Origin of the sequence: Pseudoalteromonas sp. SK18, from assembly GCF_001974855.1 — a bacterium.
Classification (GTDB): Bacteria; Pseudomonadota; Gammaproteobacteria; order Enterobacterales; family Alteromonadaceae; genus Pseudoalteromonas.
In genome coordinates this window covers 1-25,537 of record NZ_MTQB01000019.1, presented here as the reverse complement: position 1 = coordinate 25,537, position 25,537 = coordinate 1, and the positions used below count along the sequence as shown (strand labels likewise).

Here is a 25,537-nt window from a genome sequence, read left to right as displayed (position 1 = left end):
TTAAAACTACCAATGAATGCAGGTGGTAAAAGAAAGCAAAAGCTGTAAAGGGGGTTTACAGCTTAATCTGTATTTTTGACTTTAGTTATTGGCTGAGCAAAGCGCCTTTATCTCTTCAATAATTGCAATGCCTTGGGCGTTATCGCCATGCACACAAATGCTGTCAGCGACTAGCGTTAACGATTTTCCAGATTGAGTAGTTACACTGTTACTGGCTAAAAGCTGCTTAACCTGAGCTAATAATGCGTCTTTGTTATGCACACTGCCGGCTATATTTCGTGCTACTAATTGCCCTTGGTCAGTGTACTGCCTGTCTGCGAACGCTTCTAATACTAGTGTTAGTCCAAGGTGGCGAGCCATTGTTTGATGTAGCTTGGCATCGGCTGTGGCGAGTATCATTAACTTTAAGTTTGCAGGGTAACTGGCAACTGCACCCATAACAGTGGTGAGTAGTTGCTGGTTTGTCATCATGTCGTTATATAGCGCACCATGGGGTTTTACATAGCTAAGGGTTAGCCCTTGTACTTTTGCCATGCCATCAAGAGCGGCTATTTGATAATGCAAACATTGAGTGAGCTCAGGCACGCTCATGCTTATTGAACGCCTACCAAATCCTTGTTTATCGGGGTAGCTTGGGTGAGCGCCAATCATAACATTATGTTGTTTAGCCAGCTTTAGGGTATGCGCCATTACACTCGAATCACCTGCATGAAAGCCACAAGCAATATTTGCCATATCAATATGGGGCATAACATCGTTATCAAGGCCCATTTGCCATGCGCCAAAGCTCTCGCCTAAATCACAATTAAGTTTCATATTAATGGCTCTTCGATTGTTTAATTGTTACCGGTAATTGGCCTTTGGCTGGAGCTTGGCCTAATAATACTTTCGCCAGTGCAGTAAAGGCAGGCCCTGATACCAGCTCGTTTTTATCCATATCAATATTATAAGCATAGGAAGCAAGCACTGCATCAGCATAGTCACCAAATTGCGCAATGTCATACGGTGCACGTAAACTAATAAATACCGTGGGAGTGTGTTGTTTAGCCATTTTTAGTAATGACTCAAGCGCTTTAGGTTGCTCTGCGTTATTTAAGGCAAAGTTTGGGTTATCGGCTAAGTCATCCATACCGCCAATTTCCACTGCACTTTGATTCGGCGTTGCATTGCCAGCAATAACAATACTTGCTTGGTTTATGTTGCGCTGCGCTTCACTTGGATCAAAGCCCTGTAAGCTGCTGCAACTAAAACTGAGTGGTTGTGAACTTAACGCACTAATTGCTTGTTGCATTGCCATACACTTGCGGGTGTCGGGCATAATAATATGAATATGCTGATCCGCGCTAAGTTTAAGCGGTAAAGTGTTATTGTTGTTTTTTATTTGGGTAATTGCCGCTAACGCCAGTGATGCTTCTAATTCACGATGTGCTTTATTACCAATAACCTGTTTGGCATTGGCTAATGCATTAATGGGGTTAGGCAAAGCGTGTAATTTAAATTGATGTTTAAGCGAGGTAATACGCTGCGTCGAATGGGCAATTTCGTCTGCGTTTAGTTGTTTTGTTTTAACTGCACTGACTAAAGAGTCAATGAGCGCATCAAGTTTATTTATATCCTCAGGCGTTCTAATTTCTATTGGCATCAGCGCAATATCAACCCCTGCTGCAAAGGTGTTTATAATCGCTTGAGTTGGGCTGAAAAAATGGCTAATACCGGCCATATCAAGTGCATCAGTTACCACTACACCTTGATAGTTCAGCTCATCGCGAAGGATATCGGTCATGATTTTACGCGACATGGTCGCGGGTTTGATCATTTGTTTCCCTTCTACATTAGTTAATGTGCTGCTATCAAGCTCAGGGTATTGAATATGTGCGGTCATTATCATACCCGGACTATGCTGCTCAATAATCTGTTTAAACGGTGCTAAATCTTGAGCGTAAATAACTTCTTTTGAATGCATTACTTTAGGTAAGCCTGTATGGCTATCTACATTGGTATCGCCATGTCCTGGAAAGTGTTTTATAGCGCTAATAATACCGTTTTTTTCAAACTCAATTACTTGTGCCGCGCCCAGTGCCGCAACTTCATCGGGGTTTTCACTAAAAGAGCGTACATTAATGACCGGATTGTCAGGGTTCATGTTCACATCAACCGTAGGCGCATAATTTACATTAATGCCAAGCGCTGAGAGTTCAGAGGCCAGTACCTGTGCTGTTTGGGAAGCAAAATAAGTACCATGCTCAGGATAAGTTGCGCCAATTGACATATTACCGGTGAATGAGGTGGCCACATCGCGCGGTAAACGAGCTACACGTCCGCCTTCTTGGTCAATAGAAATAAACAGTGGCAAGCCTGATTTTGATGCAGATGCAGCTTGTTGTAGCTGCTGATTAAGGCTAATTATTTGTTCTATGTTTTGGATGTTTTCAGAAAACAAAATCACCCCGCCAATATCATAACGGCTAATTGCTTTTGCTAATTCATCGGGCAATTCGGTTAATGGCGTTCTACAGCGCTGGCTACTACCTTGGTGACAAAAATAGCGCAAATCGAGCATGAGCTTTTGCCCAAGTTGCTGTTTAAGTGACAGCGAAGAATCGGCAAAAGAAGATTTTATTGGCATGAAACATCCGATTAAAAAAAGAGAAGACGATAACAAGTACTTATTTAGCAACACACACCTCAAGGCTAAATAAAAATAAAGTGCATGCAGCTTAACTATTATTGAGCTTAACTGCAAAAGCCAGCAAATATAAACCGTATGATTTAATTATCCTAAAAATAACAAAAATTAGGTCACTTAGTTCTATTTATGTATTATATTAATGGTGTATGCAGTGCATAGCAGTCGTTTTTATTTGCTTAGGATGATATTAAGTTGCGTTTTCGATTACCATTTACTTTTAACCTTAGGCAATTAATTCTTTTGTTAGCTATACCCGCTGCAGCTGCTATCTTGTTTAGTGGTTTATATATTAGTTATCAAATGCAAAAAGAACGGGTAATAGAAGATACCCTACAAAGTAATCATGTATTTGCCAGTAAGTTAGCCTCAGCAACTGAGCATTTTTTAGCAGCGGCAATGCAGCAGCTAGAGTTTTCAGCTAAAATTATTGCTGATGATATTACCAACACTGAGTTACTCCAAGCTGAAACCGACCGACTTTTAAATCAGACACATAGCTTTAATTCAGTTGCCATAAACATGCAAGGTGTGGTTAAAGCAGCCTCACCTGTGTCTTTAAATATTATTAATAAAACCGTTAATTCACCCCATTCTAAGCAAGCATTTAAGCTAAAACGTCCGCAGGTCAGTCTGCCTTATATTTCGCTTGCTAATAATTTAATTGTAGTGCTTTCTTACCCCTTGTTTGATCAAACGGGGAATTATTACGGTTATATAGGCGGTAGCTTTTATTTAGAGCAGCAAAGTATTTTAAATGCTTTGTTGAAACAGCATAGTTACGATGGCGGAGCGTACTTTTACGTGGTCGCTGACAACAAAACCTTACTTTATCATCCTGAGGCTCAGCGCATTGGTGAGCAAGTATTTAATAACCCAGTAATAGAGCGAGTGTTGCAAGGTGAAGATGGATACACTCGGGTTATAAATAGTCAGGGAGTGACCATGCTGGCCGGATTTTCCCACGTAGAGCTTGCTAATTGGGGGATTGTTGCGCAGCGAAGTGAAGCAGCAACACTTGCTAAGTTAGACACTTTTCAAGGGCTGGTGCTTAAACGAATGTTACCCATAGTACTCATTACTTTTTTATTAATAGCTATGTTAGCTCACTATATTGCTAAGCCGTTAAGGCTATTAGCCGATAGCGCCAATTTATCAACCGATAAGAAAAATGTGGATCATCTTAAAGGTATTAAGTCTTGGTACTTCGAAAGTAACCAGCTTAAACACGCGATGTTAGAAGGCGTTCATGTTTTGCAATCGCAAATGGGGCAATTACGTCAAGATGCACTTACCGATCCGCTAACTGGCGCGCATAACCGACGTGGCTTAAACATATTGCTTGAAAACCTAATGGATAAACATATACCGTTTGCTGTGCTTGAAATTGATATCGACTTTTTTAAACGGGTTAATGATACGTTTGGCCATGATACGGGTGATGAAGTATTAAAAACCCTTACTCACATTATACAATCGCTATCGCGCAAGCACGATATTGTGGCACGCACCGGTGGGGAAGAGTTTTTACTAGTATTACCTAACGAAAATAGTGATAGTGCGTTTGTTATTGCTGAGCGTTTACGCAACCAAGTAGCCAGCACATTAATGGCAAAAGTAGGCTATATAAATGTATCTATTGGTATCGCCACTTGGCCACAACATAGTGATGATATTGACCAAGTATATAAATGTGCTGACAAAGCGCTCTATCATGCCAAAGAAACAGGCCGTAATAAGTGTGTGATAGCCAGCTAAAAATTAAATTTATTTTTAAAATTAACTTACCTTAAGTTTTATTTAAGTTTCACTGATTAAATTTTATCTATAGATTTAATACAGGCGATGCTTTTATGCAACTAGCTCAACATCATTCCCCCGCTGTGCGGTTTCAACAGCTTTTTCATTTTTTTACTGCTACGCAAAATGATGAGCACCGCCAGCGCCTTGAAAACACCGTTAAACAAGGGTTTTTAACGGCGTACAATGCTCATCTTAGTTCATTTATGCCGTTACTATGCCAGTACCAAACTGTGCAAGGTCAGTGCACTTTAGGTTTAAGAAGTGCAACCTCTGCTTTATTTATTGAGCAATATTTAGCTGCGGCCATCGAGCAATTTTTACCACCAGGCACACCGCGAAATACGGTATTTGAGCTAGGTAATCTATGCTCAACACATCGAAAAGCCACGTTGTCTCATTTTATTATTGTAAATGAAGCTTTGTGCGGCTTTGGCGCGAGCCACTTAGTGTTTTGTGCTACCAATAAAGTACGCGCCTTATTACGTTTACTAGGTGTAAGCTGCAACGAAATTGCACTGGCTAATGGCAGTGTAGTTGAGCAGCCAAAAAGCTGGGGTAGTTATTATGAGAACCAGCCAACGGTGTGCATTGTTGATTTAGCGCAGGCACATCAGCAAGTGCTAAACACACCCATGCTGTTAAATATTAAACAACAAAACACACAACAAATTAATGCATTGATGACTGTGTTGGAGCGCTTATGAGCCTATTAAATAATATTAATAAGGTAGCGAATGAGCCTGTGGTTGTTAGCTACTTAGCCAATCAGGTACTGCCTATTAGCGCTTTGGAGTTACAACAAGAAACCAATAAGCTGACAGCTATTTTTACCGCTTTAGACTCTGGTGCAATGGCCTTTCAGCTTGATAATACACCCGCTTGGCTGGTTGTGGATGCCGCAACCAGCGCTGCCAATAAGGTTGCGGTGCCTATTGCCCATTTTTTTAGTCAGCAGCAAACACAGTATGTATTAGCTCAATGCGGTGCGCAGTTTTTTATTAGTGATATGCCTCGTCATTCGCTAGGTAAGCATTCGCTGTCAGTAACATTATTTGAGCATTATACCCTTTATATTTATCAGCTCGATGCGATTGAGCCTGTGGACTATTTTACTGGTACGCAAAAAATTACCTTTACTTCAGGTTCTACTGGCGAGCCAAAAGGGGTGTGCTTATCAACACAAAGCCAGATGCAGGTCGCTAAGTCGTTATGTGAGCAAATAAACATTAGCAATCCCGTGCATTTATGCTTACTTCCGCTGCCAGTACTACTGGAAAATATAGCCGGTGTGTATGCGCCTTTGTTAAGTGGCGGTTGTGTACATTTAATGCCATTAAACGAATTAGGTTTTGTTGGCTCAGGGTTAAAAAACCCTAACAAACTCATTAGCGCAATCGATAGTGTAAAACCTAACACCCTTATTTTAGTGCCTGAGTTATTAACGTGTTTAATTGCCTTTGCAAAACAAGGCTGGCAGCCACCAAAGTCACTTAAGTTTATTGCTGTTGGCGGGGCGCGGGTTAGTGACTCTTTAATTTTAACTGCACGAGAATATAACCTACCGGTTTATCAAGGTTATGGTCTGTCTGAGGCGGCCTCAGTGGTGAGTTTAAACACCCCCAATGATGACGACATAAATAGTGCTGGTGAAGTATTAGGGCACGTTGAAACCAAAGTTGAAAATGGTGAGTTATTTATTAAAGGATCGTTATTTTTAGGGTATTTAAATCAAGCGCCGCATAACCCAAACACCTGGTACGCCACTGGCGACTTAGTATCTAAGCGTAATAATAAGCTGTACATAAAAGGGCGAGTAAAAAATCTGATCATCACCAGTATGGGGCGTAATGTTAGCGCCGAATGGCCTGAATCATTAATTATAAGCCAAAGTGCGATACAGCAAGCAGTGGTGTTTGGTGAAAGCCAGCCATTTTTAAGCGCGCTTATTTATGCGGCTCCCGGATTTAGTGATGAGCAATTAAAAGCACATTTAAAAACAGTAAACCAGCAACTTCCTGACTACGCACAGATTAAAAAGTGGCACCGTTTAGCCCAACCTTTAAACGAGCAACAAGGATTATTAACCGCTAATAATCGCCCTAAACGAGCAGCAATTAGCCAGCACTACAGCCCTATTTTTGAACAGTTTTACCGACTTGGAGAAGTGATCCATGAGTGATTTTTTTAATACATTAAAAGCACAAACTCAAAACGAGCGTGAGTACTTATTAGCTGCGCCAATTATACAGCGTGTATTTAACGGACAAGCAACGCTTGAAGAGTATGCCTCGTTTTTAGCACAGGCTTATCATCATGTAAAACACACCGTTCCTTTAATGATGTCACTTGGCGCACGTTTAACTGATGAGCAAGAATGGTTACGTGAAGCGGTAGCTGAATATATTGAAGAAGAAATTGGTCATCAAGAGTGGGTGCTAAACGACATTGCAGCCTGTGGGTTTGATAAAGAAAGTGTGCGCCATAGTCAGCCACAATTCGCCACTGAAATGATGGTGTCGTATGCCTACGATAGTATTGCACGTAAAAATCCGCTTAGCTTTTTTGGCATGGTTCACGTATTAGAAGGAACTTCAATTGCGCTAGCCGACGGTGCCGCATCAAACATAGCAAATGCAGTAGGACTTCCTAAAAAAGCGTTTAGCTATTTAACCTCTCACGGCGCGCTTGATATAGAGCATGTTAAGTTTTTTGAAAACTTAATGAATCAAATTACTGACGAGGCGGATCAACAGGCTATTTTACATGGCGCAAAATGTTTTTATCGTTTGTACGGCGATATTTTTCGCGCTTTAGACGACGAGCCGTTTTTTAAAGCATCAGCACAAGAGCAACACGCATGAATACCGGCTTATGTGTATTAACTGGTGCGACAGGTGGAATTGGTCAAGCCATTGCCAAAACACTACACGGCCAAGGTTGGCAGTTACTTTTGGTAGGGCGAAATAGTGATGCCCTCAATACGTTAAGTAGCCAATGTCCTGGCAGTATGGTTTTTGTCGGTGATTTAACGGTTGCAGAAAACATGTTGGCATTAGCCATTAAAGCTAAGCAACTAGGTGGCGCTAAGTTACTGATAAACAATGCAGGCATTAATGTGATGCAAAGCTTAAGTGCATCGAGTAGTGAACAAATCGACAAGATACTGAACACTAACTTGGCTATTCCTATGAAGTTATGTCAGCTGTTTTTAGCGCAGTTGCACGCATCGAAGGGGCGTATTATTAATGTCGGCTCGTCGTTTGGCAGCATAGGTTATCCGTATCAAACTTTATATTGCGCGAGCAAATTTGGTTTGCGTGGTTTTAGCGAAGCGCTATCACGAGAGCTTTCAGATACACCCGTTAAAGTAAGCTATTTAGCACCAAGAGCTACCGATACAGATATTAATGATGCACAAACACGGGCAATGAATAAAGCGCTAGGTAACAAAATGGACTCTCCACAGTTAGTGGCAGATGAGTTGGTTGCGCTATTGCACAGTGCGAATCCGCGACGTTTTATTGGTTTTCCTGAAAAATTGTTTGCCCGCATTAATGGCGTATTTCCGCGTATTGTTGATAGCGCTATTGCAAAGCAACTACCTAAAATAAAGCAGTTTTTAGGTTAATAGAGGATCTTATGATGAAAAAATTTAATTTAGTGAGCTATTTCATAGTAGCGTGCGTGAGTTCATCACCGGTGCTGGCCGATGAGCAAAGTGATTTACTGGCAATCCAACAGCAATGGGCGGTGGCTAATTATGAGCTTAAAGACGATGCCCAAATTAAAGCGTTTACAGCGTTAAGTGAGCAAAGTAGTGAGTTTACGAAACACTATCCGGATTCGGCAAATAGCTATACGTGGAATGGCATTGTGCTGGCCAGTTTTGCTGGTGCAAAAGGTGGTTTAGGGGCGCTCGGTTATGCTAAAGATGCAAAGGCGTCATTAGAGCAAGCCCTTAAAATAGACGACAGTGCTTTAGGTGGCTCAGCGTATGCCAGCCTAGCAACCTTATACAGTAAAGTACCGGGGTGGCCTATTGGCTTTGGTGATGATGACACCGCCGACAAGTTTTTTAAGCAAGCGCTCGCTTTTAACAAAAAAGGCATTGATACTAACTACTTGTATGGTGAGTTTTTATATGATGAACGCCAATACAAACAAGCTAAAGCCCATTTGTTAGTTGCACAAGCGGCGGGCATTCGTGATACTCGCCCCAAAGCGGACAAATATCGCCAGCGAGCAATTAGCCAATTATTAGCTAAAGTTGATAAAAAACTAAAGAGATAACACACGCCACAATGCATTTATTATTAGTCGAAGACGATCACCTTGTAGCCCAAGGGCTTTGCCGCTCATTGCGCCAAGAAGGCTACAGTGTAGAGCATAGCGCAACGGTTAAGCATGCATTGCAATGCTTAGGCAGTGGTGAAATAGAGTTGGTTATACTTGACCTAGGTTTACCCGATGGTGATGGTTCACAAATTCTAAAGCACATAAAAGCGCAAAAAAAAGTGATTCCGGTGGTTATACTAACTGCACGTAGTAGCATAGATGACAAGGTGCAAGGGCTTGATATGGGCGCTGATGATTATTTAGCTAAGCCATTTGAACCAGCCGAATTATTTGCTCGTTTGCGCGTAGCGAGCCGACGAGTAAATCAAGCTCAGTCGAGTTTATTACAGTGTGGTGAAGTGACTATGGACACGTCAGCGCATAGTGTCACACTCAGCAATGAGCTGCTTTCTCTGCCACGAAAAGAATACATGCTGCTAAAGGCACTATTGGAAAACCAAGGTCGCGTGCAATCTAAACAGCAGTTAGAAAACAAACTGTACCAGTGGGGTGAAGAGGTTGGCTCTAACACCATTGAAGTGCATATTCATCACCTTCGAAAAAAATTCCCCAGCGATTTTATTAAAACTCTCCGCGGTATTGGCTACGTAGTAGGAAAAAATGTCAATTCGTAAACGGCTGACGCTTATTTTACTGTCAATGATGGTATTAACCTGCTTTTTAGCTTTAGTCAAAGGCTACCAAAAAAGTATGAGCCATGGTGAGCAACTACTTGATAGTGAGCTAAAAGTAGTCGCTGGAGTGTTGATGCAACAGCCTTTATCTATAAACGCCATGGCGCCTAAAACCCAAGGAAGCACGCAGTTGTTGTACCAAATTTGGCAAGCAGGTGAACTACTGAGCGGCTCTGATGAGCTGAATCTTGATTTGAGCCACTATCAAGCAGGTTTTCAAACGCTAAATATTGCAGGTCAGCGCATGCGAGTGTTTGTGTTTAAAACCTCTTTGCGCACGGTGATCGTTGTCGAGCCAATAGCTAAACGATTTGAACTCGCCGAAGCGGTTATTTTGTCGGCCATGTTACCTATGCTCTGGGCGGTTCCTTTACTTGCTTTGTTTATCAGCTTTTTTGTGAAGTACGCATTAGCCCCATTAACACGCTTATCAAGGCAACTAGCACAGCGCCAAGCAAATGACTTTACTGCTATTAATTGGCAGGTAACCGATGAAGAAATAAAACCGGTGATCAGCCGCTTGAACGACTTATTTAAACGCGTGGAAACCGCCTATTTACGAGAACGCTTTTTTGCCTCTGATGCGGCCCATGAGTTACGTACTCCTTTGAGTAGCTTAAAAATAAATGTGCATAATCTTGCGGCGCAGCAAGGTGATAACCAAGAGTTACAAGCCATGACTCAAGGTATTAATCGACTCACCAATATCGTAGAGCAAATGTTGATCCTCGGACGCACTCAGCCAGAGCAGTGGCAAAAGCAATTTAAAGAACAGTCATTATTGGGCATTAGCCAAGCCGTGGTTAGCCAGTTATATGATAAATTGGCGGCTAAAAATCATTCCATCAGCCTTGATGGGGATGACTTTATTATTAATGGTGATGAATTTACCTTAGTGACGTTGATTTCAAATTTACTCAGTAACGCCATTAAGTACACGCCAGCAAATGGACAAATAAAAATAACCCTAAATCAAACGCACAGGCAGCGTATTTGGCAAATAGAAGACAGTGGCCCAGGTATGACGGATGAGCAAAAAAAACGGATATTTAATCGCTTTTATCGCGTTGGCGGCGATCAACATCCTTCAGGTGAGCAGGGAGCTGGCTTGGGCATGGCAATAGTTCAGCATATTATCGCTATTTATAACGCCCAGATTAATTTAACGGATAGCGCTTTGGGCGGCTTAAAGGTGCAGGTGGTTTTTGCAGGAGCTAAATGTGATTAAACGACTTATTAGCCCTTACTTATATTGCTGCATATTTTTGTCATTTAATGTTGTTAGCAAAGAGTATTTAGTTGTACTTAAAGATCATTTGTTTTACCCCGCAGAAATCGTCGTGCCAGCTAATAAAAAGGTACGCTTGTTAATCGAAAATCAAGATAGTACGCCTGAAGAATTCGACAGCTTTGATCTCAACCGAGAGAAAGTGCTTTACCCTAATCGTAAAAGCGTGATTTATATTGGGCCATTAACACCTGGCCGCTATGAATTTTTTGGTGAGTTTTCGCCAAATACTGCGCGCGGTGCTGTTATTGTCACTGATAAGGAGCAACCCAATGCTAATAACTAGTTTAGTGATGAGCCTCAATCAGTTACTGCCAGTCGCCATTTTACTTATTTTGCTGCAAGTGATTGCGAAGCAAAGTTTGCTACGGTTGCTGGGTATGCTTGGTTTAGGTATAGGCTTAACATTTTTATTTGTAAAAAGCGCCCCGATTATTAGCCCTTGGTTCGATTACCAAGGTTTAGAATATACTCAGATTGGCTTGTGTATTTTAATTTTTTTCAGTGCACTGCACTACGCCGTTAAACGAGCAACAGCTGCTTTTATTATCGCAATTATGAGTGTGATGACGCTTTATTTGAGTCATTACATAATTTATTTAATTGGATTTTGGCAAAGCAACGAAGCGGCACAAAGCTTATTTATTGGCACTTTTTTAGGGCTTGGGATATGCAGTAGTTTTAGTGTGTTGCTGTACTTTTTATTGAGTGCCATTAAACAGCGTTTCGGACTTTCCCCTATTTTACTTTTACTAGCACTAAATAGTGCAGCAAAACTAGTGGTAGCACTGGATTTAGCCAGTCAAATTGATGTGATAGCAACCACCGCAACGGTTTGGGATTTACGTGCTATTTTAACCGAAAATTCAGAGTTTGGGCGTATGTTGCGTGCGTTTATTGGTTATGAGGCTACACCTAATTTAACCAGTGTTTTAAGTTATATCCTAAGCAGCATGGTCTTTTTATCTGTTTGTTATTTTATTCCTAAATCAATGGCTAAGGAACAATCATGAAGGCAATGAAGTTATTTGCAGGTGCTGTGTTAATTGGTTTTGGTTTATTGATACCCACACACGCGCACGCCGATGGAATGGTGGTGGATAAAGTATATCACCCGTACGTTTTGCCGTTTGAACGCGAGGTCGAATGGCGATTCGTATCGCACCAAACTGATAGCGGCAATATTTTAGCGCAGCGTTTAGGGATGGGCGGGGCAATTAACGATACCATGGCACTAGAAGGTTATTTAGTGGGTGAGCGAGACGACAACGGCGACTTTGGCTTACAAGCGTATGAATTGGAGCTTAGATGGCAACTAATAGAACAAGGCCGATTATGGGCCGATTGGGGCGCTTTGTTTGAACTAGAAAAACAACACACCAAAGATGTTTTTGAAGCCACAACGGGATTTGTAGTTGAAAAAGAGATGGGTCGCGCCAGTTTAACGCTTAATGCCTTTTTAGTGTACGAGTGGGGGCAAGACATAGAAAACGAGTGGGAAAGTGAGTTTAGAGCGCAGTATCGTTACCGCTATCGTGCTGCATTTCAACCTGCGATTGAAATGTATTTAGGGGAAGACTTTGTGGGTATTGGTCCAGGGTTTATTGGTTTACACCGCTTTGATGGGCAAAAACAATTAAAGTGGGAAGCCGGTTTTATTACTGAAATCAGCCAGTCAGAGAAGAATCATAGCTTTAGAATGGCGTTAGAGTTTGAGTTTTAAGCTGCTTAAACAAGTACTTAATGTATAAAGTGGGTTACGAGCGTTATTTTATTAATTAAATTGCATAAAAGGTTGACTTGTCACTGTAACTCTATATAGTAGGCCGCAGCTAGAAAGAAAGCATGTAATTTATAAATCTCCATTTCGTTGTTGTATAAGTAATACTTGTAGTACCGTCCTGAAGTTTTTAAGTACCATCTCATTTTTTGCTACACCGCCCACTAGGGCACAATTTAATTTTTATATCAGGAATAATACTATGTCTAACATCGTATCAGGTACAGTTAAGTGGTTCAACGAGTCTAAAGGTTTTGGTTTCATCGAGCAAGAAAACGGTCCAGACGTTTTCGCACATTTCTCAGCAATCAAAAGCGAAGGTTTCAAAACTTTAGCTGAAGGCCAACGTGTAGAGTTCACTCTTTCACAAGGTCAAAAAGGTCCTCAAGCTGATAACATCACAGCTCTATAATTTTACTTTTTAAGTAAAATGAAAAAAAGCGCTTAAGGCGCTTTTTTTGTGCCTAAAATTTAAGATCTGCCCACCACAGCTCCATCATTTCTGTCATTTATATTTCTATTTACGTCCTCTGCTATTTTCACATCATAAACAGTGCTATAAATTAATAGTCTCTATGGGGTTTCTAGGTTAAAGTTAATACTTAAACCACAGGGGGTGTGTATCTATAAATTTATATTATTAGCTTTAGGGTTGTCATTTAGCCAAAATATTCAGGCTGCTGAGCCTAAACTGGTTATTTATACCGAAAGTTTTCCCCCGTACAATTTTAAAGATAATACTGGTCAATTGGCCGGTATCAATCATGACATAGTAAAAGATACCTGTGCCCGTGCAGCGCTAGAGTGCGAGTTTATAATGCTACCTTGGAAGCGTGCTTACCACTTAGTGCAAAGTAACCCACAGTCAGCCATTTTTTCTTTGGCAAAAACGCAAGAGCGAGAACCTCTTTTTAAATGGGTTGGACCCTTGGTGTCAAATCAAACCTATTTTTATAAATTAAAAACCAGTGAACATATTGTCATGGACGATATCACCCAAGCTAAAAACTACTCGCTAGGCATAGTACGAGGCGATATTTATGAAATGCTGGTGCGTCGACTTGGGTTTGTAGCTGATAAAAACTTATTGCTATTTAGTGAAGCAGACTCATTTATGCGTTTGTTTTTTAAAAAACGTATCGATTTAATTATTGGATCTGACTTTACCATAGGCCACCAAACCGAACCATTTGGCTACTCTAGAGATGACCTAGTAAAGCTTAAACAAATTCATGTAGATGAGCTAAAAGGCAATTATATTGGTTTTAATAAAGCTGCTTCACCTGCGATTGTAGAACGTTTTAATCAAGCATTAAAGCAACTTAAAGCAGAGTCTGGCTATGAACCTTACATTAAACGTTATGTAAAAAATTAAACCTTTAGGTCGACTGAGCACAGAAAAGCTCAAAAAGTTCCCGCTTAATAATGCCTATATTACCTCTTCACAGCCATTCACCCTTGTTAACTTCGCTACCTTGGCTTTTGATGGCGTAAGAAGTGCGTGATTAGCAAAGGATAATTTTGGGGGGCGAGTTGTTGAGGATTTAGAAAGTAGAGGTACTAAAACGATAAAAGGGCCTTGCGGCCCTTGGTGAAGTATCGTTCAAGTCAGATAGTGCTTTAACCCCTTAAAGCGCTATCCTATTGTTTTGCAACAGATGGATCATCTCATTAAGTTTCTAAGCTAGCGAGAGGAAAAACCCAGCAATTGCTGCGCTCATAAGGTTAGCCATAGATCCTGCTAACACTGCTCTGAGCCCTAAGCGTGCGATATCCTTTCGCCGACTAGGCGCCATACCGCCTAATCCACCTAGTAAAATGGCTATCGATGATAAGTTAGCAAAGCCACACAATGCAAAAGTAACAATTGCTTGTGTATGCGCACTTAACGTATCGCGATAATTTATAAAGTCTAAGTAAGCAACAAACTCATTTACCACTAACTTTTGACCAATAAAACTGCCGGCTATAATTGCCTCATTCCACGGTACTCCTAGTAACCATGCAACAGGGGCAAATAAGTAGCCTAAAATTTCTTGTAGCGTTAATGTAGGGTAATCAAATAACCCACCAATACCGCCTAATAAACCGTTTAGTAAAGCAATTAACGCAACGAAAGCAAGTAGCATTGCACCTACGTTAAGTGCCAACTGCATACCGTTTGCTGCGCCTGATGCTGCTGCATCAATAACATTAACCGGTTTGTCATCGCCTAAATCTATCTCGGCTAAATCATCTTTAGGTGTTTCTGTCTCTGGCACTATCATTTTTGCCATTAAGAAACCGCCTGGTGCCGCCATAAAGCTGGCTGCAATTAAATACTTAAGGTCAACACCAATAATTACATAACCGGCCATTACAGAGCCTGCTACGGTGGCTAAACCACCAACCATTACGGCAAACAATTCCGACTTGGTCATGGTTGCAATAAACGGTTTAACAATTAAAGGCGCTTCAGTTTGACCAACAAAAATATTTGCTGTGGCTGAAAGCGACTCGGTGCGTGAGGTTTTCAATAATTTTTGTAAACCGCCACCCAAAATTTTAATAATCCAATCCATAATGCCTAAGTGATATAACACAGCAACCAACGCTGAGAAAAACACAATAACGGGCAATACTTGAATTGCAAAAATAAACCCTAGCGTATCTTGCGAAGCTAATGGGCCAAATAAAAAGCTAATTCCATCGTTGGCATAACCAATAACCGATGAAACGGCGCGAGACATACTCGCTAATACATTTTTGCCTGCTTCAAAAAACAGTACAAATCCGCCGATAATCACTTGCATTAAAAATGCGATACCCACGGTTCTTAGTTTTATTGCTTTGCGATTAGTTGAGGCTGCAAAGGCAATGCCTAGTAGCACCATCATGCCTACTAAGCTCATAAATGTTGTCATACAAACGTTTCCCGTTGTTATTCTTGTAAAATGTACTTTATTTTACTTTTTATAATATCAATCGCAACGCGATTCATACCGCCTCGAGTCACAACTAAATCAGCGTTATGCTTTGAAGGCTCAATAAATTGATAAAACATCGGTCTAACAGTTGCTTGATATTGCTCAACAACAGATTGTAATGTTCTGCCTCTTTGTTCCATGTCGCGTTGCATTCGGCGCATTAAACAAATATCTAGCGGTGTATCTATAAACACCTTGATATCAAATTCTTTATTAAGCGCTTTATCGCTCAGTAATAAAATACCTTCTACAATGAGTATTTTAGCCGAAGCCACACGGCGTGTTTTATCGCTGCGTGTATGTTGGGCATAATCATAAGTTGGTACTTCAACAGAGTGGCCATTACGAAGTTGTGTTAAATGCTCAAGCATTAGTTCGTGTTCAAATGCATCAGGATGGTCGTAATTCGTTTGCGTACGATGTGCCATCGGCAAATGCGATTGATCCTTGTAATAAGCATCTTCTTCAATAATGGCGATAGCGCCTGGTTCAAGCTCATTTACCAATTCATTATAAATTGTTTGGCTAAATAGAGATTTGCCGGACGCCGATGCGCCTGCAATAGCTATAATAGTTCGTGTCACTAAAGTTCTCACCCACACAGAAGGATATATTGTTGGTAGATCACAATAGCAAAAAAGACACGATTAATCTCTTTTGCTTCGCTTAAGAGTGCAAATTTATAATGTTTAGGTTTTATGAAACAGGACTTATGTCCTGTACGGAAAAATCGAAGAGCAGATAAAGTAACCACCTAGAACAGATGTGAGGTCACAATGGCAAGAGCAATTATCTTAATGGCGGATAGTTTAGGAATTGGCGCAGCACCCGATGCAGATAAATTCGGTGATGTAGGTGCTAATACATTCGCACATTTACTCAAGGCATATTATGACGAAACTGGCAGTAAGCTTTCGCTTCCTAACCTTTCAAAATTAGGGTTAGTTGATGCATGTGAAGCCGCTGGTAAAGAACCCTGTTTAATTGCTGACCGAAATGAGCCACAAGGTGCATGGGGTTATGCAAAAGAGCTTTCAAGCGGTAAAGACACGCCATCGGGTCATTGGGAAATGGCTGGCGTGCCAGTGTTATTTGATTGGGGATATTTCCCAAAAACACAACCGAGTTTCCCACAAGAATTTGTAGACGAGTTTATTGCTCGCACAGGTATTCCGGGCATTTTAGGCAATTGCCATGCATCGGGAACCACCATTTTAGAGCAGCTAGGTGAAGAGCACGTAAAAACAGGTAAACCAATCTGTTACACCTCAGCTGACAGTGTGTTTCAAATAGCCGCGCATGAAGAATCATTCGGTCTAGAGAAGCTTTATCAAGTATGCGAAATCGCACGGGCGCTGCTTGATGAAATGAATATAGGACGAGTGATTGCGCGGCCATTTTTGGGTTCAAATAGTCAAGACTTTGCCAGAACCGGTAATCGTCGTGATTATTCAGTATTACCGCCTTCGCCAACATTGCTTGATGTACTTGCAAAAGACGGTGGCGAAGTAATCAGTATTGGTAAAATTTCAGATATTTATGCGCACCAAGGCATTACCCAAAAGCATAAAGCGCCAGGGTTAATGAACTTGCTAGAAAAAACCAGTGAAGTGATGGCCACTGCGCAGGATCACAGTTTAATTTTTACCAATTTAGTTGATTTTGATGAAAAGTTTGGCCATCGCAGAAATCCTGTTGGCTATGCTAAAGCGCTAAAAGAGTTTGATGATTACTTACCAACTATTTTAGATCAGCTAAAGCCAGATGATTTATTAATGATCACCGCCGATCATGGCTGTGACCCGACCTTTCCAGGGTCTGAGCACACACGTGAATATGTGCCAGTTATTGCTTATCAGCCAGGAATGAACAACATGCCACTGGGCGAACGCAATAGCTTTGCTGATATCGGTCAAACACTTGCGCAATGGTTTAACCTTAAAGCGTTAGAATATGGTGATGGCTTTATTGATAAGCTGAACACAGTTAAATAACTTAGAAATACGCTCGCTATTTTAAAGTAATAGGGCTTTTAGCCAAACAAAAGGAAAACAATCAATGAGTACTCCGCATATCAGTGCAAACGTAGGTGATTTTGCCGAAACAGTATTAATGCCAGGCGATCCGCTACGCGCACAATATATTGCTGAAAACTTTTTAGATGATGCAGTGCAAGTAACTGGCGTACGTAACATGTACGGCTTTACTGGAACTTACAAAGGTAAGCCAGTGAGCATTATGGGTTCTGGCATGGGCATTCCTTCAATGTCAATTTATGCTCGTGAGCTTATTGTTAGTTTTGGCGTTAAAAATATTATCCGTATTGGTACCTGTGGTGGTATTGGCAGCGATATTAAAATTCGCGACGTAATCTTTGCACAAGGTGCAAGCACTGATTCTAACGTGAACCGTGCCCGTGTTCGTGGTACTGACTTTGCAGCGATTGCTAACTTTGATTTACTTTTAAACGGCGTTAATGCGGCTAAAGATTTAGGCATTGATGCAAAAGTAGGTAACGTATTTACTACCGATACTTTCTATCAAGCTGATGACACTTTCTACAAAGACCTAGACAAACTAGGTGTACTTGCGGTTGATATGGAAACAGCTGGCCTATACGGCGTTGCAGCAGAGTATGGCGCAAAAGCAATGGCATTATTCACCGTAAGCGATCACGTGATCACCGGCGAAGCAACACCTGCAGATGAGCGTCAAACCACGTTCAACGAAATGGTTAAAATTGCCCTAGAGTCAATTTAATCCACCGTTTAGGTTAAATATAACAGTTCCTTGGTAACGTATTCACTAAGTTTTGGAGACACGCCCAAAGTGAAGTGAGACTAAACCCCCAAAGCCGCATTTTATGCGGCTTTTTTTATGCCTGAAATTTAGGTGCGGGGTGCGAGCCAAGGGCTTCGAGCTACGAGCTTTATGTTCCTGGGTTTCAGGTACTAGGTCAAAGGTTTTAGCACTAGCTCGTTGCTCGTTACTCGAAACCCGTAGCCCGAAAGTTGTCTTGTCATTTACTCTCGTTCACTTCTCTGTGTTTAAACAAGAAATTAGATTTTAGACGTCATATTAAAATGCGCGAGGTAAACCCCCGCCTAAGGGTATGATTAATAATCGGATTTACTGTAGTTGGGGCTTTATGCCGTGCAAGGTCATTAATTAAAAATAAATATTTACCACCGAGAACACAGAGCTCACAGAAAAATGCTTAAAAAATACCCATCTTCCTCTGTGCAGCGCAAAGCGCCTCGGAACCCTCTGTGGTGAAAAATTGTTTTTTGTAGTAAGTGCCTTTCGTAGCAGCGATTTTATATCGCGTCAGGTCTAGGATATTAAACACAAATGCGGGAGGTAAACTCCCGACTACTAATATGGTTACCTTCAAAATTTACTTTAGGCGGGGCTTTATGCCGCGCAAGGTCATTAATTTAAAAAATATTTACCACCGAGAACACAGAGCTCACAGAGAAATGCTTAAAAAAAACCATCTTCCTCTGTGCAGCGCAAAGCGCCTCGGAACCCTCTGTGGTGAAAAATTATTTTTAGCAGTAAGTGCCTTTCGTAGCAGCGATTTTATATCGCGTCAGATATGTATTTACCACCGAGAACACAGAGAAATGCTTAAAAAATACCAATCTTCCTCTGTGTAGCGCAAAGCGCCTCGGAACCCTCTGTGGTGAAAAAATGTTTTTAGCAGTAAATGCCTTTCGTAGCAGCGATTTTATATCGCGTCAGATTTAGGTCATTAAGTATAGAGACGCGGGGTAAACCCGCTGCTACCAGTTTGATGTTTTACTTTCTCTTTTACTTCTCATTTTCTTCTCTGTGTTCAAAAGGTTTTAGCACTAGCTCGTTGCTCGTTACTCGAAACCCGTAGCCCGAAAGTTGTCTTGTCATTTATTTCCCTGTCAGTATTTATAACTTAATGCTAATGTTGAAGTTATAAATCGTGCCTTTAAAATAAACAATTTTAAACTCTTAGCTGATAGCTAGTAACGCGCCTTAAACTCTGGAGTAACCTATGTCTAATTGGATTGATGCCACGGTAAAGTCAGTTAAATGGTGGAATGACTCGTTATTTAGCGTAACTGTTCACGCCGATGTAGAGCCGTTTAAAGCAGGGCAATTTACTAAGCTCTCTATTATGGATGGTGATAAACGTATAGCGCGTGCCTACTCTTATGTTAATGCCCCCCAGAGCCCTGATTTAGAGTTTTACCTCATTAACGTAGTTGATGGCTTACTATCTTCTCATTTAGCCACTCTAAAACCAGGTGACACCGTATTAATAGAGCGCCGAGCGACTGGCTTTTTTACTCTTGACGAAGTGCCAGCGAGTGAGCAATTGTGGATGCTCAGTACAGGTACAGCAATTGGGCCATTTTTATCAATGTTACAGCAGAGCGAAGTATGGCAAAAATACAAACACATAAATTTAGTGCATGGTGTACGGCAAAATAGCGATTTAAGCTATCAGGAGCTTATTAACAAACTAATAAAATCACATCCTAGTCAACTCAACTATATTCCGGTTGTTAGCCGTGAGGTGCCTTTACAAGGCTTAGCAGGCAGAATTACCACTGTGATTGAAAATAATGCTTTATATGAGCACGTGGGGTTATGGGCTACACCAAATAATGCCCAATTTATGCTGTGTGGTAATCCGCAAATGGTTAAAGACACCACAGAGTTATTATTGGCTCAAAATTATAAGCGTAATCGTCGAAAAGAGCCGGGACATATCACGGTTGAGCAGTATTGGTAGCGAGCTATAACGTTATAATAACTATCTCAGAGGCCTAAAATTTGCTATGTTGCGCTTTAATTGTATTTAGTCTTCGTACTTAGGAAATCCATGAAATCTTTATTTATTATTTGTGCCTGTTTATTGGCCGCTTTCACGTTAAATAGTCATGCTATAGAGCAATCAACACCGCTGGACGAGACTAAACAAACACAGCAAAAAAATGCAGCGCAACAACAAGACGCGCTTGATACATTAAGCCAAGAGGCTAATACACCAAAAAAGCCGGTTGTTGATAAAGTAAAAGCAGATGACTCTCAAGTACTTGGCAGCGAATCTACAAAGCCCGTTCAGCAGCCTAATAGTAAAGCGGATAAAGCCCAGGCTGTTGCGCAAGCTGAGCAAGCAGTTACACAAGCAAAAGAAGCACTCACAGCAAAGCAACAAGCCAAAGCAAAACAGTCGCGTGAGTCACTTGCTGTTGTTGAGCAATTAGTAAATGCTTACAACGCGCGTAACATTGAAGAATTTATTCGCATGTATGATGAAGATGTTGAGTTTTATATTTTCCCGAATGAGCTATTATTTAAAGGTAAAGAAAAACTAATAGCGCGTTATGGCATTATGTTTAAAAAACTTAAGTGTCTGCACTCATCACCAATCAAGCGTATTGTGCATGGTGATATTGTAATAGACCATGAACTGTCAGAAACCTGTTCAACGGATGCGAACGTTATAGATAAACGTTCAGAGCTTATATCAAGTTATCAGATTAAAGATGGTAAAGTGGTTAGGGTTTTATTTTTTAGGTAATTATTAATTATGCAGCTAAGTGACGAGAAAAAAATTCGTGTAATGTATCGAGTAGAGCCAGGCTGTTTAGGCCCTGATGGCGTAGACCACATTGAAGACTTTTGTCGCTTTGCGAACAAGCACATTAAATCGCCTTATTATGCGCAGTTATTATTTTTACCTCGATACGACAAGCAAAAAGATGAGCGCCAATACAGCGTTAAAAACCGCAATTTATCTCAGGTGCAGGCTAAAGCGTACTTAAATCATTTTGAAATTGACATAGAAGACTTTGAAGAGCAGCTAGACGAGCTGCTCTCTAAATCAATAGACTTATACTTCAAACGCTAGGGTCAGCAGACCCTAAGCTTCGTTTGAAACAATAGCATTAAAGCTATCGTTATCATGTAGGCTGGCAAAAGCACTTTCGTGAAGTAGCTCGTTTCGTAAGTTAGGCGAGTATTCAAGCGACATTTTTATATCAGCTAGGGCATCTGCATGTTCATGTGTTAAAGCATACGCACAGGCTCTCTGCCAATAGGCATATCCGTAATCACTATCTATATCAATGGCTTGATTGCAAAGCTCAATGGCTTGCTCAGTTTCATTTAGCTCTAATAATGCATCCGCTTTGTAGGCAATGGCTTCTACATCTTCTGGTTTACGTTTTAAAATCTCATCGAATATTTCAATTTTATTGGCAATATCACTTTCTAGGTTGGCTCGCATCCATAACGAATGAACTTCGTTGGTGATCGATATACGTTCTTGGTTACTGAGTATTTCTTCAGAACGTACACGCAGTTTTTCTTCTAAAATTTTCAAGCGGTCTTCGTACTCGTCAGTAATAACACTAACTCGAGTATTTACTATATCTTCTACTTTATTTTTTACATCACGTAGTGAATTCCAGCCCACCAATACTAAAATAGAGGCGGTGGCAGTAATAATAAAAAATACATTATTAATGGTATCTGTGGTGTAGGTAAGCGCCCGATCGGCGGTGTCTAACTGTGCATGCGTAACTTGTTTGGTCACGTCTTCACGCAGTTTTTGTTGATCTTGGCGAACCGACTTTAGTTCGTCGAGAATATAACGCTCAAGTAATGGCTTATACATTGGCTCTTTTAGCTGCGCTAATTCACGTTGCTGTTGCTCATCCAAGGTCGCGGTGTTTTTATCAGCAGCTTGCACTGCAGATGAAGCACCTATAAAAACAATAAATAGTAAAAAATAAAAACGCATTGATATGCCTAGTTAAAAAATTAATTAATCGCTTTGTTAACTCTAACATGCGCACATCATTGGTACTAGGGTGAGTATAGGGAAGCTGGCATTAACTTGAGTAGCAGTAATTATAGGCAAAAAAAACCAGCCCAAGGTGGGCTGGAAAAAACTACATCAACATCTCAGGGAACAATAGGAGATAAGGCCTAGTGTATATGTGCCTACCTGAATTTTTACTTAACTAAATTCAAATAGTTAAAAATAGGGAAGAAATAAAGGTGCATAAATAGTTTATACACCTTTTATAACTATAATTTCATGGCGAAGGGGGGGGTATTCCACTGTGCACTTAAGATAACCTAAGTCACTTTCAAACCCTTCAGCATACATTACGTGGCTATTTTTAATAACGATCATCTATTTTATAAAAAGTTTTAATATTAAGCACACAACTGACAGCACCATCATATTTATAAATGATTGTAATCGTTTTAAAGCATCGTCTTGCTCTAGCGTATCAAAGCCGCTACACGTATATTGAATAAGCAGAGACCGTACACGTCATTAATATAATGGCAAAAAAATAACAGCGCTCCCAATTGGTGAATGCCAAAAGCAGTAAGCATGGGCGTTTTTATTTATATTTAAAAAGGAGCTCAATATGGATAATCATAAAGCGGGTAAATGCCCGGTTATGCATGGCAGTAATACCACAACTGAAAACACCAATACAGATTGGTGGCCAAATTCACTGAATTTAGACATCCTTCATCAGCACGATAGTAAAACTACCCCCTACGATAGCGACTTTAATTACGCCGACGCTTTTAATTCAATCGACTTAGAGGCACTTAAAACCGACCTAAAAAATTTAATGACTCAAAGCCAACCGTGGTGGCCAGCCGATTGGGGGCACTATGGTGGCCTGATGATCCGTATGGCGTGGCATGCTGCGGGCTCGTATCGTTTAGCGGATGGCCGAGGCGGTGGCGGTACGGGTAATCAACGTTTTGCTCCACTTAACTCATGGCCCGATAATGCCAACCTCGACAAAGCTCGCCGTTTGCTGTGGCCAATTAAAAAGAAATACGGCAATAAGCTTTCATGGGCTGATCTGATTATTTTAGCCGGTAATATGGCGTATGAATCAATGGGACTTAAAACCTTTGGCTTTGCTGGCGGCCGTGAAGATATTTGGCATCCAGAAAAAGACGTTTACTGGGGCGCAGAAAAAGAATGGCTTGCGCCTAGTGATGAGCGATATACCCAGGTTGATAAACCCGACACCATGGAAAACCCATTAGCAGCAGTACAAATGGGCTTAATTTATGTAAACCCAGAAGGGGTTAATGGCAAGCCCGATCCGCTTAAAACTGCAGATCAAGTTCGGGAAACCTTCGCCCGCATGGCCATGAACGACGAAGAAACCGCAGCACTAACCGTTGGAGGCCACACTGTTGGTAAAACTCACGGTAATGGTAAAGAAGAAAATTTAGGCCCAGAGCCAGAAGCTGCCGACGTACACGAGCAAGGCCTTGGTTGGAATAACTATAAAACGCGTGGCATTGGCCGCGATACCATGACCTCAGGTATTGAGGGCGCATGGACAACCTACCCAACTAAATGGGATAACGGCTATTGTAAATTGTTACTCAATTACGAATGGGAGCTAACAAAAAGCCCTGCCGGTGCTCATCAGTGGGAGCCGGTTAATATTAAAGAAGAAGATAAACCCGTTGATGTGGAAGACTCATCAATTCGTTTAAACCCAATAATGACCGATGCCGACATGGCAATGAAGCTCGATCCCGCATATCGTAAAATTATTGAGCGTTTTAATGACGATTTTGAGTACTTTACTGACGTATTTGCTCGCGCATGGTTTAAGTTAACCCACCGTGATTTAGGGCCAAAATCGCGCTATTTAGGTGCCGATGTACCAAGCGAAGATTTAATCTGGCAAGATCCAATTCCAACGGTTGATTACACCTTAAGCGACGCTGAAATAACCGACTTAAAAGCGAAGCTACTCAATTGTGGATTAAGTGAAACCGACTTAATTAATACCGCATGGGACAGTGCACGTACTTATAGAGGCTCCGATCACCGTGGTGGTGCTAATGGCGCCCGTATTCGCCTTGGTCCGCAAAATAACTGGCAAGGTAACGAACCTGCGCGTTTAGCCAAGGTACTTAGCGCACTTGAAACACTGCAAGCGAGCTTAACTAAGCCTGTTAGTATGGCTGATTTAATTGTACTTGGCGGCACCGCTGCAGTAGAGCAAGCCGCTAAAAAGGCCGGGGTTGATGTAACCGTACCATTTGCCCCAGGGCGTGGCGATGCAACTGATGATATGACCGACGCCGAGTCATTTGAGCCATTAGAGCCAATTCATGATGGTTTTAGAAACTGGTTGAAAAAAGACTACGCTGTATCCGCCGAGGAGCTATTACTGGAGCGCAGCCAATTAATGAGCTTAACCGCGCCAGAAATGAGCGTGTTACTAGCTGGTATGCGCGTACTGGGCACTAACTATGGCAATAGTGAGCATGGCGTATTTACCGACAACGTAGGCGTACTGAGTAACGACTTCTTTGTTAATTTAACCGACATGAACAACCGCTGGGAACCTGCAAGTAAAGGCGAGTACAACATAGTTGATCGTGCAAGCGGTAAAACTAAATACACGGCTACGCGGGTTGATTTAGTGTTTGGTTCAAACTCAATCCTACGTGCATTAGCAGAGTTTTATGCTCAAGACGATAACAAAACCCGTTTTGTACACGACTTTATAAATGCATGGGTAAAAGTAATGAACGCCGATAGGTTTGATATTAAATAAACCTGAGTAATATTTAAAAAGGAGCAGTAATGCTCCTTTTTTTTATTATTTGAAAGTTACGAGCTGCGGGCAACGGGCTGCGAGGCGCGAGCTAGTGCTAAAATCTGAAATCTTTATCCTTTAACCTACTCTTTCAGCGCAGCGCCTCATAGCCCTCTTTGTGCATAATTCACTAAAAGCTATTTGAACACAGAGAAGCGAATGAGAGTAAATGAGAAGACAACGGGCTTCGAGCTGCGAGTCGCGGGTAAAATGCAGCGCCTCATAACCTCAGTGGTGAATAAATCACTTAAAAATTATTTGCACAAACAGCAAAGAATGGGTGCAAATGAGCAAAAAAAACAGAGCCTTTCTTTGCTTTTTTATAAAT

24 protein-coding genes are annotated in these 25,537 nt (G+C 41.2%); 19 read left to right on the top strand and 5 right to left on the bottom strand.

What is annotated here, in order from left to right; genetic code table 11:
* Positions 1-81: 81 nt before the first annotated feature.
* Together BW139_RS13575 and BW139_RS13570 are read right to left on the bottom strand one after the other, a co-directional pair.
* Positions 82-816 (bottom strand): 5-oxoprolinase subunit PxpA, encoded by a 735-nt coding sequence (locus BW139_RS13575; protein WP_076920021.1) that lies wholly within the window; start codon positions 814-816, stop codon positions 82-84.
* Between the two features lies 1 nt (position 817).
* Positions 818-2,626, bottom strand: coding sequence for a glycoside hydrolase family 3 protein (locus tag BW139_RS13570; RefSeq protein WP_076920020.1), 1,809 nt, complete (start codon positions 2,624-2,626; stop codon positions 818-820).
* 303 nt (positions 2,627-2,929) lie between these two features.
* On the opposite strand from BW139_RS13570, the gene BW139_RS13565 reads away from it, so the two are divergent.
* The 13 genes from BW139_RS13565 (at position 2,930) to BW139_RS13505 (ending at position 13,962) form a co-directional block, all read left to right on the top strand.
* The gene (locus BW139_RS13565; RefSeq protein WP_076920019.1) at positions 2,930-4,444 is read left to right on the top strand and encodes a sensor domain-containing diguanylate cyclase; all 1,515 of its coding nucleotides are present in this window, start codon (positions 2,930-2,932) and stop codon (positions 4,442-4,444) included.
* Between the two features lie 95 nt (positions 4,445-4,539).
* Positions 4,540-5,193 (top strand): thermostable hemolysin, encoded by a 654-nt coding sequence (locus tag BW139_RS13560; RefSeq protein ID WP_076920018.1) that lies wholly within the window; start codon positions 4,540-4,542, stop codon positions 5,191-5,193.
* Complete coding sequence (locus BW139_RS13555) at positions 5,190-6,668, top strand: AMP-binding protein (RefSeq protein WP_076920017.1); 1,479 nt, start codon at positions 5,190-5,192, stop codon at positions 6,666-6,668. Before BW139_RS13560 ends, BW139_RS13555 begins: the two co-directional genes overlap by 4 nt.
* Positions 6,661-7,350, top strand: coding sequence for a TenA family transcriptional regulator (locus BW139_RS13550; protein ID WP_076920016.1), 690 nt, complete (start codon positions 6,661-6,663; stop codon positions 7,348-7,350). The genes BW139_RS13555 and BW139_RS13550 overlap by 8 nt, the downstream gene beginning before the upstream one ends.
* Positions 7,347-8,117, top strand: coding sequence for an SDR family oxidoreductase (locus BW139_RS13545; protein WP_076920015.1), 771 nt, complete (start codon positions 7,347-7,349; stop codon positions 8,115-8,117). Before BW139_RS13550 ends, BW139_RS13545 begins: the two co-directional genes overlap by 4 nt.
* A gap of 14 nt (positions 8,118-8,131) precedes the next feature.
* Positions 8,132-8,779: a hypothetical protein gene (locus BW139_RS13540; protein ID WP_076920014.1), complete on the top strand. Its 648-nt coding sequence runs from the start codon at positions 8,132-8,134 to the stop codon at positions 8,777-8,779.
* Between the two features lie 11 nt (positions 8,780-8,790).
* Positions 8,791-9,459, top strand: a complete 669-nt coding sequence (locus tag BW139_RS13535; protein ID WP_076920013.1) for a response regulator transcription factor — start codon at positions 8,791-8,793, stop codon at positions 9,457-9,459.
* Positions 9,446-10,747, top strand: a complete 1,302-nt coding sequence (locus BW139_RS13530; protein ID WP_076920012.1) for an ATP-binding protein — start codon at positions 9,446-9,448, stop codon at positions 10,745-10,747. The genes BW139_RS13535 and BW139_RS13530 overlap by 14 nt, the downstream gene beginning before the upstream one ends.
* Positions 10,740-11,093, top strand: a complete 354-nt coding sequence (locus tag BW139_RS13525) for a cupredoxin domain-containing protein (RefSeq protein WP_008110741.1) — start codon at positions 10,740-10,742, stop codon at positions 11,091-11,093. Before BW139_RS13530 ends, BW139_RS13525 begins: the two co-directional genes overlap by 8 nt.
* A complete protein-coding gene (locus tag BW139_RS13520) occupies positions 11,080-11,820 on the top strand; it encodes an iron transporter (RefSeq protein ID WP_076920011.1) in 741 nt (246 codons plus the stop codon). The genes BW139_RS13525 and BW139_RS13520 overlap by 14 nt, the downstream gene beginning before the upstream one ends.
* A complete protein-coding gene (locus tag BW139_RS13515) occupies positions 11,817-12,530 on the top strand; it encodes a hypothetical protein (protein WP_076920010.1) in 714 nt (237 codons plus the stop codon). Before BW139_RS13520 ends, BW139_RS13515 begins: the two co-directional genes overlap by 4 nt.
* Before the next feature lie 259 nt (positions 12,531-12,789).
* On the top strand, positions 12,790-12,999 hold the full coding sequence (locus tag BW139_RS13510) for a cold-shock protein (RefSeq protein WP_008467029.1): 210 nt from the start codon (positions 12,790-12,792) through the stop codon (positions 12,997-12,999).
* Positions 13,000-13,239: 240 nt separating this feature from the next.
* Entirely contained in the window at positions 13,240-13,962 is a 723-nt protein-coding gene (locus BW139_RS13505) for an ABC transporter substrate-binding protein (protein ID WP_254844972.1), read from the top strand.
* Between the two features lie 304 nt (positions 13,963-14,266).
* Here the strand turns inward: BW139_RS13505 and BW139_RS13500 are convergent, their stop codons facing one another.
* Both BW139_RS13500 and udk read right to left on the bottom strand, forming a co-directional pair.
* Positions 14,267-15,490, bottom strand: coding sequence for a NupC/NupG family nucleoside CNT transporter (locus BW139_RS13500; RefSeq protein ID WP_008110735.1), 1,224 nt, complete (start codon positions 15,488-15,490; stop codon positions 14,267-14,269).
* Between the two features lie 17 nt (positions 15,491-15,507).
* Positions 15,508-16,137, bottom strand: a complete 630-nt coding sequence (udk, locus tag BW139_RS13495; RefSeq protein ID WP_008110733.1) for a uridine kinase — start codon at positions 16,135-16,137, stop codon at positions 15,508-15,510.
* 192 nt (positions 16,138-16,329) lie between these two features.
* Here udk and BW139_RS13490 point away from each other — a divergent pair, with 192 nt between their 5' ends.
* From BW139_RS13490 to BW139_RS13470, 5 genes are all read left to right on the top strand, one after another.
* Entirely contained in the window at positions 16,330-17,547 is a 1,218-nt protein-coding gene (locus BW139_RS13490) for a phosphopentomutase (RefSeq protein WP_008110730.1), read from the top strand.
* A 64-nt stretch (positions 17,548-17,611) separates the two neighbouring features.
* A complete protein-coding gene (gene deoD / locus BW139_RS13485) occupies positions 17,612-18,313 on the top strand; it encodes a purine-nucleoside phosphorylase (protein WP_008110728.1) in 702 nt (233 codons plus the stop codon).
* Positions 18,314-19,583: 1,270 nt separating this feature from the next.
* On the top strand, positions 19,584-20,327 hold the full coding sequence (locus BW139_RS13480) for a ferredoxin--NADP reductase (RefSeq protein WP_076920008.1): 744 nt from the start codon (positions 19,584-19,586) through the stop codon (positions 20,325-20,327).
* 90 nt (positions 20,328-20,417) lie between these two features.
* A complete protein-coding gene (locus BW139_RS13475; RefSeq protein WP_054201473.1) occupies positions 20,418-21,119 on the top strand; it encodes a nuclear transport factor 2 family protein in 702 nt (233 codons plus the stop codon).
* A gap of 9 nt (positions 21,120-21,128) precedes the next feature.
* Positions 21,129-21,449 carry a hypothetical protein gene (locus BW139_RS13470; protein WP_008112665.1) on the top strand — a complete coding sequence of 107 codons (321 nt, stop codon included), beginning with the start codon at positions 21,129-21,131 and terminating at the stop codon, positions 21,447-21,449.
* A 12-nt stretch (positions 21,450-21,461) separates the two neighbouring features.
* On the opposite strand, the gene BW139_RS13465 is transcribed toward BW139_RS13470, so the two are convergent.
* Positions 21,462-22,343 (bottom strand): TPR end-of-group domain-containing protein, encoded by an 882-nt coding sequence (locus BW139_RS13465; RefSeq protein ID WP_008112666.1) that lies wholly within the window; start codon positions 22,341-22,343, stop codon positions 21,462-21,464.
* Between the two features lie 643 nt (positions 22,344-22,986).
* On the opposite strand from BW139_RS13465, the gene katG reads away from it, so the two are divergent.
* Positions 22,987-25,167 carry a catalase/peroxidase HPI gene (gene katG / locus BW139_RS13460; protein ID WP_076920007.1) on the top strand — a complete coding sequence of 727 codons (2,181 nt, stop codon included), beginning with the start codon at positions 22,987-22,989 and terminating at the stop codon, positions 25,165-25,167.
* Positions 25,168-25,537 lie beyond the last annotated feature (370 nt).